This is a genomic window from Maribacter aquimaris (genome assembly GCF_014596745.1).
GTDB lineage: Bacteria > Bacteroidota > Bacteroidia > Flavobacteriales > Flavobacteriaceae > Maribacter_A > Maribacter_A aquimaris.
The window spans coordinates 76,365-95,171 of the sequence record NZ_JABTCF010000015.1 but is presented as its reverse complement, the minus strand read 5'-3'; the positions used below and the strand labels follow the sequence as shown (position 1 = coordinate 95,171).

Below are 18,807 nucleotides of genomic sequence, written 5' to 3'. Positions count from 1 at the left end.
TTATAAATACTTGATTGGATTCGTTTTGCTTCCCGATAAACGGAGTGCAAAATTAGGAATTTTTTTTGTAAGATAATCAACTAAAAGATTTTTTGTAAACTGTTCTGTTTCAAAGTGTCCAATATCGGCAATTACCATCCTTCCTTCTGCTTCGAAAAACTGGTGGTATTTTACATCGGCTGTAATAAAAATATCAGCACCTGCAGCCATTGCGGCCTTGATGGCAAAAGCACCACTTCCACCCAAAACCGCTACTTTTTCAATAGGCTTTTCGCGTAGTGCCGAATGTCGAATACCCGATGCTTGCATGCTTTTCTTGACCATTTTAAGAAAATCGAGCTCTTTCATCGGTTTTTTTAAGGAGCCGATCATACCCATTCCGATATTTTGGTTCGTATTGTCGAGGGTCAGTATTTCATAGGCCACCTCTTCATAGGGGTGGTTTTTAAAGAGGGCGTTCAACACTTTTTTCTCGGCCGAAGAAGCAAAGGTGATGTTGACCTGTATTTCTTCCTCATGATGGGTTTCCCCTATTTTGCCCTTGGTGGGATTCGCTTTTTCATTCGCCTTGTAGGATCCGGTCCCTTGGGTTGAAAAACTACAGTTGCTATAATTGCCAATATTGCCTGCCCCAGCTTCGAATAGGGCAACCTTTAGTTGGTCGGCGGCCTCCAAAGGAACATAAGTCGTCAGTTTTTTGATCGTATTCTTTTGGGGAATCAGGATTTTCGGTTGCTCAATGCCCAAAACCTCGAAGATTTTGGCATTTACACCCTCCCTGGCATTATCAAGGGCCGTATGCATGCTGTAGATGGCGATCTTATTTTGAATGGCCTTGATCACCACACGTTCAACATAGGTTTTTCCGGTGAGTTTTTTAAGACCACTGAAAATAATGGGGTGAAAGCTAACGATAAGGTTGCATTTATGGGTGATGGCCTCGTCGACCACATTTTCCAAGGTATCCAAGGTCACGAGGATTCCCGTAACTTCCTGGTTGTGGTCACCGACCAAGAGACCGACATTGTCAAAATCCTCGGCAAAATCCAACGGGGCCAATTCTTCCAATATCCCGGTAACTTCTTTTACGATCATTTTCTGGTTTTATTAAGGTTATCAAAGATAAAATATTATAATTTCGTTCTAATGCAACTGTTGAGAAAAATAGCTTTTCCCATTTCCTTGGTTTATGCCTTGGTGGTATATATTCGAAATGGGCTTTATGATATTGGTTTTTTTAAAAGTACCACTTTTAAGACTCCGACGATCTGTGTGGGTAACCTTAGTGTGGGGGGTACGGGTAAAACACCGATGATCGAGTATTTGGTGGGCCATCTGAAGGCCTCCTATAAAGTGGCCGTCCTTAGTCGGGGCTATAAACGGAAATCAAAAGGGTTTCAAATCGCATCGAAAGATGGTGCTGTTGAGGAACTCGGGGATGAGCCCTATCAAATTTTCAATAAATTCCCGGATATAACCGTAGCGGTCGATGCCGATAGGCGCAATGGGATTTCCAATTTGGAGGTATCTGTGGGGCCTGATGTCATTCTTTTGGATGATGCTTTCCAGCACCGGAAGGTAAAGCCTGACTTTTCCATATTATTGACCGCGTATGACAATCTATATGCCGAGGACTGGTATTTGCCTACAGGTAATTTAAGGGATTCGAAAAAAGAGGCCCGACGGGCCCAGGTCATCGTTGTCACTAAATGTCCGGATACCCTGGGGGAGGAAAGGCAACTGATGATTCGTGAATCGCTAAAGCCTAAAAAGGGGCAAGAGGTTCTGTTTAGCCGATTGCAATATGATGATGCTTTAAAGGGCAATACCCCTGCATTGACCTTGGAGGGACTTTTAGGCCAAAAAATAACCTTGGTCACGGGTATCGCCAATCCCGAGCCCTTGGTTCGATATTTAAAGGATAAAGGGGTCGATTTGGAACATTTGGAATTCAGGGACCATCATTTTTTCAGTGGGTCAGAAATTGAACTGTTCAATTCAAGACCAATGATCTTGACAACGGAAAAGGATTTTGCCCGGTTAAAGGGGAAAGTCTCTCATTTGTATTACATACAGGTAAGGCACGATTTTTTGAACGGGGGAGGGGAAATACTGCACAATGCCATACAGGGTATTATGTAGTGGTGTTTGCTTGTCTTCCAAATATATTCTCACCGATTTTTTGATAGAAGACCTCGGGTTTAAAAGGTTTTGTAACGACGTCATTACAGCCAGCGGCATAAAAACTTTCCAAACTATCGTCCAGGGAGATGGCCGTTAACGCAATGATAGGTGTGATGGAATCGAATTTCCTGATTTCTATTGTAGCTTCCTCACCACTGATCCCAGGCATGTGTATATCCATTAAAATGGCATCATATTTGTTTTTATGGGCGAGTTCGATGGCCTCCATCCCATTGCTGGCAATATCGGATGTAATCTCTTTTTTGGACAGCATTTTCTTGGTGATCACCTGATTGATCTTGTTGTCCTCGACAATCATTAAATGGAGTCCTTTGAAATCATAATCCTGTTTAATGATTTCAAAAGGAATGTCATCGATGATGCCATCCTTGCTTTTCAATTTCAATTCAAAGTAAAACGTACTGCCTTCGCCTATATCGCTAGTCAGTTTTATCTTGCTGTCGAACAGACCAAGTAAACTTTTTACAATGGTTAGTCCAAGTCCCGTACCACCGTATTCCCGGTTGATTTGTATGGAGCCTTGTTCAAAACCATCAAAGATCTTTTCTTGTTGTTCCGAGGAAATGCCTATGCCGTTATCCTTGACCTCAAAATATAGGGTAACATCATCTTCTTCCTTATGAACCATTTCGGCCTTTATGGTAACTTCCCCATTTTTTGTGAATTTTAAGGCATTACCGATAAGGTTCATGAAAATTTGGGAAAGCTTTATAGGGTCGCTCATCAAATGTGAGGGTATGCTTTCGTCATAATCCAGGATAAGTTTGGTATGGTTCTTCTTGGCACTTTGTTGCAGGGAATTTATAACCTCCTTTAACACCCTTCTAAGGTTGAACTCCATGATCGAAGGTTCCAATTTGTCGGCATCGATCTTATTGATGTGTAAAATATCATTAATAAAATTCAGGAGGTAATCCCCCGAGAATTTCAAGGCTTTTAGGTGTTCTATCTGGTCTTTATTGGGATTTTCCTCCAATAATAAATGGGTAAGTCCCGTAACGGCATAAAGTGGGGTCCGTAATTCATGACTTACGGTGGATAGGAAATTCGTTTTGGCCTCCATGGCACTAACGGCGGCATCCCTGGCAGCTTGTAGCTCGCTGTTTTTCGTATGCAGCAGTTCGTTGGTTTTTAATTTGATCTGATTGTTCCTGTACAAGGATACTGCCAACAACGAAATTATAATCAAAAAAGCGGAGGTCAATATGGCCGTAATCTCGGATCGGTTTGCCGATTTGCTCAACTCTTCAATGCGTTTGTCCTGCCGCTTGATTTCATTGGCCATATTTTCACTGTGTATCTCATCGGCCGTTTTGGTTTCGAGACTTAATTTTTCGAGACTAAAAAGGGAGTCTTTGGCTATTTGTAGGTTTCGGGTGGCCGCAAGGGCACTTTGGTAATTGCCAATTTCCTCATTGGTTTCGGCCAATAGTCTATTCCCGGTTACGATCTCGACCGAAAATCCATTATCCTCAGCCACTTTTAAAGCGTTGGTAGCATTTTTTGCGGCTTCCTCAAAATTGCCTGTACGCAATTGGGTTTGGGCAAGCCCTAAATAGGCCCTTGTGGCCAAATACTCCTTTTCGTAAACATCGGTATTTACGATCAATGAATTGAAATTCTTCGCTGCACTCTCATATTTTTCGAGGTTCAGGTAAATTTCCCCCTCAGTCAATAGTATGTTGTTAAAGAAGTTACGGTCGTTATTGAGTTGCCGAGCCTCATTAAGCATGAAAATAGCTTGGAAATTCTGATTGTCCCTGAAAAGGAGTATGGCTTCGATATATTTATAAATGGCATCGCCATAGGGGTATTCAACCTCCTCCAAAAGTACTTTGGCCCTGTCCCAATAGTATTTGGTCGTGTTTACCTTGTCCAGTTTCAGATAAAGCAAGGCGAACATATTGTAGCTGTCGATCAGCTTTTTCACATCTTTGTTCTCCTCGGCTATCGCGGCTGCCTTATCCAGGGATTGTAACGCCAAGTCGATTTGGTTTCTATTCCTAAAGGCCCTCGCTTCATCGAAATAAGTTTCAACGTCGTTTTGGTCTGTGTTGACTTGGGCAAATAGGCCGTTGCCAATACAAAGGAAAACCAGGATTAGGATTAATCCCTTAAAGCGTGTATTTGGTGTTTTTAGGTTCAAATGAATCTTTTTTCTATCAATAAGTTGATTACGTCTATGATTCGACTACTGTAACCGGTTTCATTATCGTACCATCCAATAATTTTTACCATTCTTCCGATTACTGAAGTCATCTGTGAATCAAACGTACAAGAATAACAACTATTGTTCACATCAACAGATACTATAGGGTCTTCCGTGTAAAAAAGTACGTTTTTTAATTCATTTTGGGAAGCTTTCCTAAAAGTATCGTTTATTTCTTGAATCGATGTTTTCTTTTTCACATTGAACGTAATGTCCGTCAATGAGTTGTTTGGCACAGGCACCCTGATGCCGCAACCCCCAATGACATCGGCCAAATCCGGGAACATCCGTGTTAAGGCCTTTGCTGCCCCTGTCGTTGTGGGAATGATCGATTGGGAAGCCGCACGTGCCCTTCTAAGGTCGTTGTGGGGCTGATCGTGTAAACTCTGGTCGGTGGTGTAGGAGTGTATCGTGGTGATATAAGCTTGCTCAATGCCACATAGGTCTTTAATGACCTTGATCATGGGAGCGGCGTTGTTCGTGGTACAGGAAGCATTGGAAATGATCTGGTCTTTAGCGGTAATCGTACCTTCATTGATGCCGAAGACCACCATTTTAATCGACTCATCAACTGGGGGAACGGAGAGAATAACCTTTTTGGCACCGTTGGTGATGTGGTGTTGGAGTGCCTCACGGGTCTTGAATTTACCGCTGCATTCAATGACAATGTCCACATCGTTGTCTGACCATGGTATCTGTTCGGGCGAGGTGGCATTGGTCAACATTATTTTTTTATCCCCGACAATAATCGCATTTTCCCCATGGGTGATATGGTTATGCCAAACACCATGGATGCTGTCATATTTTAAAAGATGGGCCAAGGTCCTTGCGTTTGCCAAGTCGTTGATGGCAACCACGTTGAGGTGTGGGTGATCCTTGAGTAATCTGAATAGGGTGCGGCCAATCCTACCGAAGCCATTGATGCCGATATTAACTTTTTTCATAGGAGTTGTCCTAAATTACAGGATGTTTTTCAATAAGGGGCTACGTTACCCAATTAATGGATATGTTTGTGTGCTTTGTAGGAAGAGCGCACCAATGCACCGCTTTCTACATGTCTGAATCCCATTTGAAGTCCGGCTTCCTCATATTTTTTAAACTGTTCGGGAAGAATGAATTCCTTTACAGGTAAATGTTTTTTGGAAGGTTGTAGGTACTGTCCAATAGTAAGTACATCCACATTGACTTTTCTTAAGTCTTCCATGGTTTCCAAAACCTCATCCTCAAGTTCGCCGAGGCCTAACATTATCCCTGATTTTGTTCGGTTTACCCCTTGGTCATGCAAATAGGCCAAAGCTTCGAGACTTCTCTCGTACTTGGCTTGTATACGGACTTCCCTTGTAAGTCTTTTAACGGTTTCCATATTATGTGATACCACCTCAGGGGCAACCTTTACAATACGGTCCAAATGCCTTTCGATGCCTTGAAAATCAGGAATCAACGTTTCCAAAGTGGTAGTAGGGTTCATTCTACGGATGGCCTTTACTGTTTCCGCCCATATGATAGAGCCCATGTCCTTTAGGTCATCACGATCGACCGAAGTGATTACAGCGTGTTTTATGCCCATTAACTTAATGGATCTTGCTACTTTTTCCGGTTCTTCCCAATCTACGGCAGAGGGGCGTCCTGTCTGTACCCCACAAAAACCACATGAACGGGTACATATGTTGCCCAAGATCATGAAGGTGGCAGTGCCTTCGCCCCAACATTCACCCATATTTGGACAGCTTCCCGAGGTACAAATGGTATTCAGGTCATACTTGTCTACCAATTCGCGTAATTGGGTATAATTTTTGCCTGTTGGCAATTTAACACGTAACCATTTTGGTTTGCCCTTTGGAGGTGCAATGCTATCTGCAGCCATATTTAAATTTTCTACAAATATACGAACAATATAACGTTTGACCATCAGTCTAAAGGGTATTGAAACACTATAGGATGATGGGGTCGTAAAGCGGGTTTGGAGTATGTATTATCTTTTCCGAATGATCTCTGCCAGTAATTTCTTGGCCCTTAACAACTTTACCTTTATGTTGTTTATCGGTTCGTTGAGTTCGGTGGCAATTGCGGCATAACTCAATTCATGAAAATACCGGAGGTTGATCACCTCTTGGTAATGAGGCTTCAGTTTTTTGATGTTCTGTAGCAAGGTAGCCAAGTTCTGCTCTGTGATCAGACGATCTTCGGCTGTGGGGGCATCATCCAAAACTTTGGAAATGGCGTCATTGTTTCCCCCTGTTCCCAACACATTTCTTTTGCGTTTACGCAAAAGATCAACATGGATGTTCTTTGAAATCGCAATGAGCCAAGTCTTGAATTTGTATGAATCGTCGAAGGTTTCGATCTTGTCGAAGGCTTTGGAGAACGTCTGTACGGTAATGTCTTCGGCATCATTCTCGTTTTCGGTACGTTTTAGCTGAAAGCCATAAACGTCGTTCCAAAAAGTATCCAATAGTAGACTGAAGGCCATTTGGTTGCCCATCTTTGCCTTGTTGATCGTAACAAGTAAATTGTCTTCGGTATTATTCACATCTGAACAGGGATTTACACCCTGAAGTACATCGTTTTAGTGCAATTCCGCCGTGGCCTCTTTTTCGCAATCCCGTTCACCAGGTAATTTTCCACACATTCCACACGCTTCACCGTCCTTGTTAAGGAAGGGACTCTGGCTTGCACATGTGCCGGCAAAACGGCCGTTTTTCTTAGACCATATTTTAATGGCAATCCCAGCAAAGGCTACTGCTAATAGACCAATTGTCAAAAGAATCAATTTCATTATAAAATTTTTGACAAAGATATAAAAATAAAGCCCTGACTGTATCGTCAGGGCTTAGGAAATAGCTTCTATTATTTTAATGGACTAGTAATTGATCTTGGCGACAATGTTCTCAACCGTCGGGGTGTTATTCCCTCCCTTGGGTTCAATGGTGATATAACTCACCGCTTTGTCGGCATAAGGCAGGGCCAATAACTTCTCTTGTCCTGCTGATTCATCAATGATTCCCAAGTTGATCATCTTACCATTAACCTCTGCCCACATTTGGAAACTTTGGTTTTTGGAAAGGTGGGGAAGTTTTTTGACGTTGATATAGGATAACTTTTTCACGGGATTGATATAGGCCACAGCCTTCAATTCCTTGGCGTTTTTGTTTCCTTTGACGTTGTATTTTTTGGTAAGTGGGTTGTTCAATACGATAAACTGGTTACGAACATCCTCCAATTCAAGTCTCATATCTTCCTTCAGGGTTTCGATCTTGTTGTTCACAAGGACATTCTCATCTTGTAGGTTCTGGTTTTGATTCCAAAGGAAATAGGAGGCCCCGGCGAACATTACCGCTGCAAAACTGGCAGCCATGGCATACCTGAAGAACTTTCTTCTACTGGTGTTCTCGGATTTGATCCGGGCCATGATCTTGTTCTTTAAACCTTCTGGGGTTTTAATGGCATGCAATTTGGCAAAAGTCTCTAAATTGCCTTGAAGCTCGTTGTAGGTTTCCCTAACTTCAGGGTACATGGCCAAATACCGCTCTACTTGCAAGGATTCTTGCTGGTTTGTTGTTCCCAGCAAATACTTTTCAAGTAAATCCGAATCTAAAAATATTTTTATTTTTTCTTTCATTACAACAGATTTAGTAAAAGTGCAAGCATCATCGACGGCCCATAGATTTTCTTCAATTCCCTAAGACCAATCTTCAATCTCGATTTTATGGTTCCCAAGGGAATACCCAATTCATCACTGGCTTCTTGCTGTGTCATACCTTGGAAAAATAGGGCTTCCAGTACAATTTGATACTTGTCCTCTATTTTGTCCAGGTTTTCACGAACATCCATAAATTCAGGCTTGATGCTATCAACACCCAAATTATATACGTCAGAAACATCCATTTGGATTTCTTTGTCGGATTTTGTGTTGACGCTTCGTAATTTGTCTATGGCGGTATTTCTGGTAATTCGAAACAGCCAAGTGAACAGTTTTGCCTTTGAGGCATCGTAGGAATCTGATTTCTTCCAAATCTTTACAAAGCTTTCCTGTAACACGTCCTGTGCAAGCTCTTCATCGCGGACCACTTTCTTTGCCACACCGTAGAGGGTGTCACCATAGTGTTCGTACAAGAGGGAAATGGCTTTTTCGTCCCGTTCTTGCAATAATTCCACAATATGCTTTTCTAGCAGTACGCTCATGTATTGGTATGGCTTGGAAAATATTTTAGCTTACGGCATCCAATCAGGTGGTAATGACCGTATATCCTTTAAACGCTAATTTATAAAATTGATTGTTATAGCTAGCGTTATCTCAAAATTTTAATCCCATAAATGTACAACTGGTTATTGTACATTTTATTTTTGGTTAGTTTGGTTTGGTATAGCCCCTGTTATTCTCTAGCAGGGGTTATTTTATTATATTCACTTCCGGATGTATCCGAATTCCATAGGTGTTATAAACGGTATCCATGATTTTTTGTGCCAAGCCGATAATTTCGGCCCCTGTCGCATTGCCGTAATTCACCAAAACCAAAGCTTGGTTTTTATGTACTCCGGCATCGCCAGAGCGCTTGCCTTTAAAACCACATTGTTCAATCAGCCAGCCAGCAGGTACTTTATAGGCATCATCGGACACTTTATAGTATTTGGCCGTCGAATGGTCAGCAATAAAACTATCGAATTCCGATTTCGATAAAACCGGGTTTTTAAAGAAACTGCCACTATTGCCTAATTCCTTGGGATCTGGCAATTTGCTTTTTCGTATGGCCACTATGGCCTTGGAAACATCCTGAATGGTAGGGTCTCCGATATTCCATTGTTCCAATAGGGTGCCAATGGCCCCGTACGACATATTGGGTTTGTGGTTTCTTTTGGTGAGTTTGAATACGACCGATGTGATAATGTACTTGCCTTTACCCTCATTCTTGAAATAAGAATCCCGATAGCCAAACGCACAGTCTTGCTTGGTAAAGACCTTGGTCGAAAGATCGTCGATATGGATGGCCTCACAACGTACCATGGTATCCTTGAGTTCAACGCCATATGCCCCGATATTCTGTATGGGGGCCGTACCGGTATGCCCCGGGATAAGCGATAGATTCTCCAGACCACCGAAATCACGTTCTAGACACCAGAGTACCAGGTCGTGCCAAATTTCACCGGCCATGACCTTGAGGTAGACGTGGTCATCATCTTCTTCGAGTATTTCCTTTCCTTTGATGTTAATGTACAACACCAAGGCATCAATATCTTTGGTGATCAGCATGTTGCTTCCTCCGCTAATGATAAAAAGATTTGGGTGTACATTGCTTTGTAAGGCTTCCCTTAAATCGTCAATAGTACTGATTTCGCAGAAAAAACTTGCCTTGGCATCAATTCCAAAGGTATTGTAGTGTTTTAATGATATATTTTTTTGGACAATCATTGGTCCTTGTAAGATTTAAGAGCCTCTTTTAAGATAAATACGGCCCTTTTAAGGCGTTCCTTATCCAAAACATAGGCAATTCGTATTTGATTCTTTCCTAACCCCTCAGAAGCGTAGAAACCCGCAGCTGGGGCTACCATAACCGTTTCGCCATCGACCCTGAATTCTTCAAGTAACCACTGGGCAAAAACGTCGGTGTCTTTTATGGGTAGTTCGGCGATACAATAAAATGCCCCTTGGGGATGTCCGATTTTGATTCCTTCTATTTTTTCCAGTTCCCCAATGAGCAGGTTTCTTCTGGAAACATATTCTTTTTTTACATCCTCGAAATAGCTTAGGGGGGTCTCCAAGGCAGCCTCACTGGCTATTTGTGCATATGTTGGGGGCGATAACCGTGCTTGTGCGAATTTAAGGGCTGTTTTCATGACATCCTTGTTCTTCGATACCATACAACCGATTCGGGCACCACACATGCTGTATCTTTTGGAGACGGAGTCTACGATAATGGCGTGCTCGTCCATTCCCGGTTCTTGTAATATCGAATAATGTTCCTTGTTATCATAAGTGAATTCCCGGTACACTTCATCCGAAATCAGGAAAAGATCATGTTTTTTGGCGATAACGGCTAATTTTTTGATTTCTTCCCGGGTGTAGAGGTATCCCGTTGGATTGCCGGGATTACAGATCAGTATTGCCTTTGTTTTTGGAGTGATCAGTTTTTCGAACTCTTCTATGGGAGGCAGGGCGAAATTATTGTCTATTTGGGAAACGACAGGTACGACCGTAACGCCCATCGCAGTGGCAAATCCATTGTAATTGGCATAAAAAGGTTCTGGGATGATGATTTCATCGTCGCTGTCGGCGATGCTCCCCATGGTAAAGGAAAGTGCTTCGGAACCGCCAGTGGTTACCAAGATATCCTGGGCGGTAACCGCTATGTCGTGGTTTGCATAATACCGGGCCAATTTTTCGCGATAGGCTTCGGAGCCTTCGGTTCGGCTATAGGACAATACCGAAATGGTATTGTTCTTTACGGCATCCAGTGCGATCTTTGGTGTTTTGATATCGGGTTGGCCAATATTCAGGTGTATCACTTTTACCCCTTCTTTTTTTGCCTTTTCAGCATAAGGAACCAATTTTCGAATCGGTGATTCGGGCATGGAAAATCCTTTTTTCGATATGGATGGCATATGATCTAAATTTTAAACAAAAATGAGAAATCATTATGGAGAAAACAAAAGTAGCCGTGTTTATTTCATGCCTTTATAATATGTTAAAAAACAGAGAGTTATTGGTTATTTTATGTAACTTAATGAGGATTAATCATGAAGCGATATAATTTTGAAAAACTGGAAGGCTTTTTTTGGGATGTTGCTATGGTGTTTTCCCGTATTGGGAACAGCGCAATCCTATGAATTGCCCAATGGCCAGAAATTCCAAAAGATCAAATTCCAACTCGTAAACAATCTCATTATCCTGCCCATTGAGGTAAATGGTACCGAACTGTCGTTTATGTTGGATACCGGTGTAAGCCAGCCTATTCTTTTTAATATTACCGATCAAGATTCCATTCAGATCAACAACGTATCCGAAATAAAGATCAAGGGATTGGGTGAAGGGGAATCGATAAAGGCACTGAGTTCCCGTGGTAATTCCTTTAAATTGAAGAATATCATCAATCGGGAACAGCTGCTTTATGTGGTGATAGATAAAAGTTTGAATTTTTCAACCAGTTTGGGGATTCCCGTACACGGTATCATTGGCTATGATCTTTTCCGGGATTTTGTGGTGGATATCAATTACGGATCGAAGACCATAAAGTTTTATGACCCTGAACAGTATGTGTATCGGCGCAGTAAAAAGGCAGAGACGTTACCTTTGACCCTTCATAGAAAGAAGGCCTACCTCGATGCCGATGTTGATATCGGCGATTCCGATAGCATCCCTGTCCATTTATTGGTCGATACCGGGAGTACCGATGCCATCTGGCTTTTTGAGGATGAGGAAATAGGGATACCCACCGAACATTACGATGATTATCTGGGCAAAGGCTTGAATGGGGATATTTTTGGAAAACGTACCAAGGTGAACAATATCCGGATTGGTAGTTTTGAACTATTCAATGCCAAGGCCGCATTTCCCGATATACGTTCTTTTATGGCCATCAAGAATTTTGCGAATAGGGACGGAAGTGTCGGTGGAGAGGTGCTAAAGCGATTCAATATTGTTTTTGATTATCCCAGAAGTCAAGTGACCCTTAGGAAGAACAGTATGTTCAAATCACCGTTTCATTATAATTTAAGTGGGATTACACTGCAACACGATGGGGTGAGAATGGTGTCCGATCGTATTTCCGATGGGCGCGGGGTGGTAAAGACCAAGGAAGGTTCATTTGGGAATGTCCAGATTTTATTTGAGGGTCAAACCCGGTTGAGTCTGGTGCCCGAAATTGTGGTTTCTGGTATTCGGGCAGGTAGCCCGGCCGAAACGGCAGGACTCAAAGAGGGCGATATCATACTTGCCGTCAATGGAAAGAGCATTCATAAGTATAAGATTCAGGAAATTATGCAAATGCTGGATGAGAAGCAAGGTAAAAAAGTAAAGGTGCTCATAGAAAGGTATAATAGGGACCTGTTGTTCTCATTTGTTCTTGAGGACCTGTTCAAACATAAAAAACCCTGATTACGTTCATTTACTTAATCAGGGTTTCTTAAAATATTTTTTGTGCCGTACTACTTGGTAGCGGCCTTAATTTCTCCTTTTATCTTTAAGACCTTTGTAGGGGTATCCGCATTGGAGATAACCGTAATCGCTTTTCTGATAGGACCAACACGGTTTGTATCATATTTTACTTGGATATGACCGGTCTTTCCTGGTAAAATGGGTCCGTCTGGCTTCTTGGGAATTGTACATCCGCAGCTAGAACTAACCTTGCTGATTATCAATGGGGCATCCCCAGTGTTTGTAAATTCGAATACACGTACACCATCACTACCTTTAGTTATCTGACCATAGTCAACAGTTTCGGTTTTAAACTTAATTTTCGCTCCAGTTTCCTGGGCAGTAAGGCTAAATCCCAATAGTCCTACAAATAATACAAGTACTATTTTTTTCATCATTATTTAGTTTTGGGTGAATTTCAAAATTAATCTTTTTAAATGAACGTCCAAAATTCTTTTTGTTATATACTAACGTTACTTATTTTTGTTTCGTATTTAATATTGGGTCAAAAAGCCTGTGAAATGAATATTTAACATAACTTTACAGGTTTATTTTTTCGTCACCGATACAATCATAAACAAAAACTGTTCCAAAAAATGGATATCCCTTCAAAATATGAGCCCCAAAAGGTAGAAAACCGTTGGTATGACTACTGGATGAAACACGATTATTTTCATTCAACCCCTGATCATCGGGAGTCGTACAGCATTGTAATTCCGCCACCCAACGTTACAGGAATACTGCATATGGGCCATATGCTCAACAATACCTTGCAGGATGTTTTGATCCGTAGGGCCCGCTTACAAGGTAAAAATGCCTGTTGGGTGCCCGGTACCGACCATGCGTCTATTGCCACGGAAGCTAAAGTGGTGGCGAAACTTAAGGAACAGGGTATCAATAAAGCGGATCTTTCTAGGGATGAGTTCTTAAAACATGCATGGGATTGGACCCATGAATATGGCGGTGTCATCCTGGAACAATTGAAGAAATTGGGATGTTCCTGTGATTGGGAGCGTACCGCTTTCACCATGGATGATACCATGTCGGCCTCAGTCATAAAGGTATTTGTCGACTTGTTCAATAAGGGGTTGATCTATAGGGGGTACCGTATGGTGAATTGGGATCCAGAGGCGCAAACGACCTTATCTGATGAGGAGGTTGTTTATGAAGAAAAACAAGGGTTGTTGTATTATTTGTCGTACCCGATAGAAGGGTCGGATGAAAGAGTGATCATTGCTACAACGCGACCAGAGACCATATTGGGCGATACGGCCATCTGTATCAACCCGAACGATGAGCGTTATTCCCATCTCAAAGGGAAAAAAGCCATTGTGCCTATCTGTAACCGGACAATACCTATTATCGAGGATGAGTATGTTGATATTGAATTTGGTACAGGTTGTCTAAAGGTTACCCCGGCCCATGATATCAACGACAAGGCATTGGGAGAGAAACACGATTTGGAAACCATTGACATATTCAATGCCGATGCCACCATGAACAGTTTTGGGTTGCATTACCAAGGCAAGGATCGATTTTTGGTTCGTAAGGAAATAAAGAAAGAACTTGAGGAAAAGGGCTTTTTGGTAAAGACCGAGAACTATATCAATAAGGTGGGTACTTCTGAAAGGACCAGGGCTGTTATTGAACCCCGTTTGTCAGAACAATGGTTCTTGAAAATGGAGGATTTGGTAAAGCCGGCCATCAAATCCGTTTTGGAAAGCGATGAGATTAATTTCTTTCCGAAAAAATTTGAAAACACCTATCGCCACTGGATGGAGAATATCAGGGACTGGAACATTTCCCGACAATTATGGTGGGGACAGCAGATACCCGCCTATTATTTCGGTGATGGTCAGAATGATTTTGTGGTGGCCGAATCAAAGGACGGGGCATTGGAAAAGGCCCGGGCCAAATCAAACAACCCCAATCTGGGATTGGATGACCTACGACAGGACGAGGACGTTGTCGATACTTGGTTTTCCTCATGGTTGTGGCCGATGACGGTTTTCAATGGCATTTTGGAGCCAGATAATGAGGACATCAATTATTATTATCCCACCAATGACTTGGTTACGGGTCCTGACATTATTTTCTTCTGGGTTGCCAGAATGATTATCGCGGGTTATGAATACCGGGATGAAAAACCCTTTGACAATGTTTATTTTACGGGAATCGTCCGGGATAAGCAAAGGCGGAAAATGTCAAAATCCTTAGGTAATTCGCCCGATGCCTTAAAATTAATAGAAAATTATGGTGCCGATGGGGTTCGTGTAGGGCTGTTATTGAGTTCTGCCGCCGGTAACGACCTGTTGTTCGATGAAGACCTTTGCCAACAGGGTAAAAACTTCGCCAATAAGATTTGGAATGGTTTCCGATTGCTTAAAGGATGGGAAGTTACGGATATCCCACAACCGGAAGCATCTTCACTGGGTATCGCTTGGTATAAGGCCAAATTCAACCAAACATTGGCCGAAATTGAGGACCATTTCAGTAAATATCGTATTTCCGATGCCTTGATGGCAACCTATAAGCTAATCTGGGATGACTATAGTTCTTGGTTGCTCGAGATCATTAAGCCGGCTTATCAACAACCCATCGACAAGAAAACCTTTGACGAGGTTATCGGGATTTTTGAAAACAACCTGAAATTGTTGCATCCTTTTATGCCTTTCCTTACCGAAGAGGTTTGGCAGCACATCGCGGAGCGTTCGCCCCAAGAAGCTTTGGTAATTGCACAATGGCCAAAAGTGGGGAAAGTGGATGAAACGTTGATAGGGCAGTTTGAATTCGCCGCTGAGGTCATATCCGGTATACGTACCATTCGAAAGGATAAGAATATACCCATGAAGGAAAGTTTGGAGCTGTTGGTCTTGAATGCGGGTAACACTGGGGACGACTGGGATGCTGTAATTAAAAAATTGACCAATGTATCCGCCATTTCCTATGTTGATAATGCTGTGGAAGGCGCATTGACCTTCCGGGTAAAAAGCAACGAATATTTTATTCCCATCAGCGGGGCGGTTGATATTGAGGCCGAAAAAATAAAGATAGAGGAAGAGTTAAAGTATACGAAAGGATTTTTACAGTCCGTACAGAAGAAGCTTTCGAATGAGCGTTTTGTAAACAATGCCCCAGAACAGGTCATCGCCATTGAACGTAAAAAACAAGCTGATGCCGAGGCTAAGATAACGACCCTGGAAAAAAGTTTGGCAAGTTTGAAATAGTAAACAACATAAGAATCATGAAAATAATAGCAATAGGAAAAAATTATGTAAATGATCTAAGTGAAATGCCCAAAGAGGAGGTCGTTCCTATAATTTTCACCAAACCGGATACATCCCTTTTGGAAAATGATGCGGATTTGGAACTGCCCGCTTTTTCCAATGATGTTTGGTATGAGGTGGAATTGGCGTATAGAATAGGGAAAACCTGTAAGAATGTCTCGGAAGGGGAAGCGTTGTCATATATTGATGCCGTTGCACTTGCCAATGACTTAACCGCCAAGGATGTTTTAAAGCAAAGTCGTGAACCCAATAAAGGGCCATGGGCTTTGGCTAAAGGTTTTGATGGGGCTACACCTATTTCCGAATTTTTACCCTTAACACAATTTCCGGATATTACGAACATTGATTTTTCAATGCGTGTTAACGGTGTTGAGACCCAAAAAGGCAATAGTGGCCTAATGATTACCAGTGTAGAAAAATTAATTGCCTATGTCGCTGGTATAATGACCTTGAATCCTGGTGATGTTGTTTTGACAGGTACGCCTTCCAAGGGTGCTGGCAAGGTGAATTCCGGGGATGAAATGGTCGGATATTTAGAAGGCCAAAAAATGTTCACTACCAAAGTGAAATAAGGCTTAAAAGATTTTTAAATCTTAAATTACCGAATTAAGGGACAGATTATTATCTTTAAGAAAAACAATTTCTTATGATAAAATCTGTCTCTTTTCTTTTGTCTTTGATTTCCGTTGGGATTTTTGCCCAGGAAAAAAAAGAAATACCACCTGTTGAAATTCAAATACAAACCGCTGTACTCCCTGCTCCAGAGGAAGATAGGGATGCTGCCATGGTATATGGTTACAATGCCTCGGGCGAAATGGTTGTATTGCGGGAAGGGACGAATAATCTTGTTTGTATTGGGGATGATCCCAATAAGGAAGGCATCAGTGTTTCCTGTTATTCCAAAAAACTGGAACCTTTTATGGCTAGAGGCCGTGAACTTGCGCTCGAAGGAAAAAACACCAAAGAAAAACGTGAAATCCGTGGAGCGGAGGTGGCTTCAGGAAAAATTCCGATGCCAAAGGTGCCCAGTATGACCTATATCTATTTTGGAAAGGATGAAAACTATGACAAAACCACAGGATTGCTCAAGGATGGCCAGTTCCGGTATGTGATCTATACGCCGTTCGCCACTCCGGAAGAAACGGGCTTGCCCATAAAACCACATGCAAAGGGGATGCCGTGGTTAATGGATCCAGGTACCCACAGGGCCCATATTATGATCGGCCCTTTTAATTAATTCGAATTCCACTTCATTCATTAACCCGAATACAGTTGGTCATAACTTGACTTTAAAACATTCGTTGATTGGACCAAATCTGTATTTAAAAATAGGATCAGCTTACATGAAATTTACCGCAGAAGACTTACAGTCGGCCAAGACAAGAAAAGACTTGATAGCCATTGCAAAGAATAAAGGGATTGACATCGACAATGTTGTAAGAAATGCCAAGTATGAAATAGAACTGGCCAAGCTTCAAAGTGAGTTGGTGAACCTGCAACAATGGATTACCCAGAAGCAGTTAAGGGTAGCCGTACTTTTTGAAGGTCGTGATGCCGCCGGAAAAGGAGGTTCGATCAAACGGTTCAGGGAACATTTGAATCCTCGTTCCTCTCGTGTTGTGGCGCTTTCAAAACCAACTGATAACGAAAGGGGGCAATGGTATTTTAGAAGGTATATCAAAGAATTGCCCAATCCTGGGGAAATTGTCTTTTTTGACCGTAGTTGGTACAACCGGGCGGTTGTAGAACCGGTGATGGGGTTTTGTTCCAAAGATCAATACAACCAATTTATGGTGCAAGTGCCCGAGTTTGAACATATGTTGTATGAGGATGGTGTTATTATCATAAAATTTTGGTTTTCCATCTCCAAAGAGGTTCAAAGTAAAAGATTCAATGCCCGACTTAAGAACCCCCTGAAGCAATGGAAATTTAGTCCGGTCGATCGGATGGGGCAAAAACTCTGGGATGATTATACTTTTTATAAGGAACAAATGTTCACCAAGACACATACCGATTTCAGCCCATGGATCATTGTAAAAACCAATGACAAGAAAACAGCCCGATTGGAGAGTATGCGCTATTTACTCTCTATGTTCGATTATACGGATAAAAGACAACTCCCAGACTTGATTCAACCCGATCCGAACATCATTTTTCGTTATTACAGGAATGCCAAACAAATTGATATATAGTATGAAGAAAATACGAGACATTGAACTTTCAAAGGAAGATTTGGCTTTACTCAACTCTAAACTAGGCTTAAAAAGTTTGTTTGGTAATAAGCGTATTGACCTGGAGCGAACCTTGGCCGAAGTGAAATATGAACTTAAATTACGGGAGCAACAGGCCGAACTGGTGAAGCTTCAGGCATGGGCCATAGAAAATCGGAAAAAAATCGTCATCCTCTTTGAGGGGAGGGATGCTGCAGGTAAGGGAGGGGCCATACGTAGAATGGCAGCCCATATAAACCCTAGGTATTATAGGATTGTCGCGCTTAACAAGCCCACGGAGGACGAGGAAGGACAGTGGTATTTTCAACGCTATGTGAACAAATTGCCCAAGCCGGGTAAAATCGTGTTTTTTGACCGTAGTTGGTACAATAGGGCAGTACTCGAACCGGTTAATGGCTTTTGTGACCAAGAACAATATGATAGGTTCATGTCCCAAGTCAATGATTTTGAAAAAATGATCATCGCATCTGACACCTATTTGATCAAATTTTATTTTTCTATCACCAAGGAAGAACAGGAAAAGCGTTTTGAGGATATTCGTAAGAGCGACTTAAAACGTTGGAAATTGTCCCCAGTGGACGAGAAAGCCCAAGATCTTTGGGATGAATATACAAAGTACAAACAAGTAATGCTCCAGGACACGGATACCGAACATGCCCCTTGGATAATTATCAAAGCTGATAAAAAGACAGAGGCACGGCTAGAGGCTATTGGTCATGTTTTAAAGGCCATACCATATAAATAACA

The 18,807-nt window shown here is 42.0% G+C and carries 18 protein-coding genes; 7 read left to right on the top strand and 11 right to left on the bottom strand.

The features are described 5' to 3' along the window. Positions 1 to 1,095 (bottom strand): Nif3-like dinuclear metal center hexameric protein, encoded by a 1,095-nt coding sequence (locus tag HPE56_RS18745; RefSeq protein ID WP_188245270.1) that lies wholly within the window; start codon positions 1,093 to 1,095, stop codon positions 1 to 3. Between the two features lie 51 nt (positions 1,096 to 1,146). On the opposite strand from HPE56_RS18745, the gene lpxK reads away from it, so the two are divergent. Continuing rightward, the gene (lpxK, locus tag HPE56_RS18740; RefSeq protein WP_188245269.1) at positions 1,147 to 2,142 is read left to right on the top strand and encodes a tetraacyldisaccharide 4'-kinase; all 996 of its coding nucleotides are present in this window, start codon (positions 1,147 to 1,149) and stop codon (positions 2,140 to 2,142) included. Here the strand turns inward: lpxK and HPE56_RS18735 are convergent. The 9 genes from HPE56_RS18735 to HPE56_RS18695 all read right to left on the bottom strand — a co-directional run bounded on the left by HPE56_RS18735 (position 2,135) and on the right by HPE56_RS18695 (position 11,011). Then, positions 2,135 to 4,351, bottom strand: a complete 2,217-nt coding sequence (locus HPE56_RS18735; RefSeq protein ID WP_223170374.1) for a tetratricopeptide repeat-containing hybrid sensor histidine kinase/response regulator — start codon at positions 4,349 to 4,351, stop codon at positions 2,135 to 2,137. The genes lpxK and HPE56_RS18735 overlap by 8 nt on opposite strands. Then, positions 4,348 to 5,358 carry a type I glyceraldehyde-3-phosphate dehydrogenase gene (gene gap, locus HPE56_RS18730; protein WP_188245268.1) on the bottom strand — a complete coding sequence of 337 codons (1,011 nt, stop codon included), beginning with the start codon at positions 5,356 to 5,358 and terminating at the stop codon, positions 4,348 to 4,350. Before gap ends, HPE56_RS18735 begins: the two co-directional genes overlap by 4 nt. A gap of 53 nt (positions 5,359 to 5,411) precedes the next feature. Next, the gene (gene lipA / locus HPE56_RS18725) at positions 5,412 to 6,278 is read right to left on the bottom strand and encodes a lipoyl synthase (RefSeq protein WP_188245267.1); all 867 of its coding nucleotides are present in this window, start codon (positions 6,276 to 6,278) and stop codon (positions 5,412 to 5,414) included. Positions 6,279 to 6,386: 108 nt separating this feature from the next. Then, positions 6,387 to 6,944, bottom strand: coding sequence for an RNA polymerase sigma factor (locus tag HPE56_RS18720; protein ID WP_317173230.1), 558 nt, complete (start codon positions 6,942 to 6,944; stop codon positions 6,387 to 6,389). A gap of 36 nt (positions 6,945 to 6,980) precedes the next feature. Then, a complete protein-coding gene (locus tag HPE56_RS18715; RefSeq protein ID WP_109654789.1) occupies positions 6,981 to 7,190 on the bottom strand; it encodes a membrane or secreted protein in 210 nt (69 codons plus the stop codon). Between the two features lie 84 nt (positions 7,191 to 7,274). Then, positions 7,275 to 8,033, bottom strand: a complete 759-nt coding sequence (locus HPE56_RS18710) for an anti-sigma factor (protein ID WP_188245266.1) — start codon at positions 8,031 to 8,033, stop codon at positions 7,275 to 7,277. Further along, positions 8,033 to 8,596 carry an RNA polymerase sigma factor gene (locus HPE56_RS18705; RefSeq protein WP_188245265.1) on the bottom strand — a complete coding sequence of 188 codons (564 nt, stop codon included), beginning with the start codon at positions 8,594 to 8,596 and terminating at the stop codon, positions 8,033 to 8,035. Before HPE56_RS18705 ends, HPE56_RS18710 begins: the two co-directional genes overlap by 1 nt. 208 nt (positions 8,597 to 8,804) lie before the next feature. Next, on the bottom strand, positions 8,805 to 9,821 hold the full coding sequence (gene murB, locus HPE56_RS18700; RefSeq protein WP_188245264.1) for a UDP-N-acetylmuramate dehydrogenase: 1,017 nt from the start codon (positions 9,819 to 9,821) through the stop codon (positions 8,805 to 8,807). After that, positions 9,818 to 11,011: a pyridoxal phosphate-dependent aminotransferase gene (locus tag HPE56_RS18695; RefSeq protein WP_188245263.1), complete on the bottom strand. Its 1,194-nt coding sequence runs from the start codon at positions 11,009 to 11,011 to the stop codon at positions 9,818 to 9,820. The genes murB and HPE56_RS18695 overlap by 4 nt, the downstream gene beginning before the upstream one ends. 151 nt (positions 11,012 to 11,162) lie before the next feature. On the opposite strand from HPE56_RS18695, the gene HPE56_RS18690 reads away from it, so the two are divergent. Further along, on the top strand, positions 11,163 to 12,503 hold the full coding sequence (locus HPE56_RS18690) for an aspartyl protease family protein (RefSeq protein ID WP_317173229.1): 1,341 nt from the start codon (positions 11,163 to 11,165) through the stop codon (positions 12,501 to 12,503). A 50-nt stretch (positions 12,504 to 12,553) separates the two neighbouring features. On the opposite strand, the gene HPE56_RS18685 is transcribed toward HPE56_RS18690, so the two are convergent. Beyond that, on the bottom strand, positions 12,554 to 12,940 hold the full coding sequence (locus HPE56_RS18685) for a DUF1573 domain-containing protein (RefSeq protein WP_188245262.1): 387 nt from the start codon (positions 12,938 to 12,940) through the stop codon (positions 12,554 to 12,556). Positions 12,941 to 13,138: 198 nt separating this feature from the next. Between HPE56_RS18685 and HPE56_RS18680 the strand changes: the two genes are divergently transcribed. The 5 genes from HPE56_RS18680 (at position 13,139) to ppk2 (HPE56_RS18660) (ending at position 18,805) form a co-directional block, all read left to right on the top strand. After that, a complete protein-coding gene (locus tag HPE56_RS18680) occupies positions 13,139 to 15,769 on the top strand; it encodes a valine--tRNA ligase (RefSeq protein WP_188245261.1) in 2,631 nt (876 codons plus the stop codon). A 17-nt stretch (positions 15,770 to 15,786) separates the two neighbouring features. Then, a complete protein-coding gene (locus tag HPE56_RS18675) occupies positions 15,787 to 16,401 on the top strand; it encodes a fumarylacetoacetate hydrolase family protein (RefSeq protein WP_188245260.1) in 615 nt (204 codons plus the stop codon). Between the two features lie 74 nt (positions 16,402 to 16,475). Further along, a complete protein-coding gene (locus tag HPE56_RS18670) occupies positions 16,476 to 17,066 on the top strand; it encodes a hypothetical protein (RefSeq protein ID WP_188245259.1) in 591 nt (196 codons plus the stop codon). Between the two features lie 106 nt (positions 17,067 to 17,172). Further along, complete coding sequence (gene ppk2 / locus HPE56_RS18665) at positions 17,173 to 18,021, top strand: polyphosphate kinase 2 (protein WP_188245258.1); 849 nt, start codon at positions 17,173 to 17,175, stop codon at positions 18,019 to 18,021. Position 18,022: 1 nt separating this feature from the next. Further along, the gene (ppk2, locus tag HPE56_RS18660; RefSeq protein WP_223170373.1) at positions 18,023 to 18,805 is read left to right on the top strand and encodes a polyphosphate kinase 2; all 783 of its coding nucleotides are present in this window, start codon (positions 18,023 to 18,025) and stop codon (positions 18,803 to 18,805) included. The last annotated feature ends 2 nt before the right edge of the window (positions 18,806 to 18,807 follow it).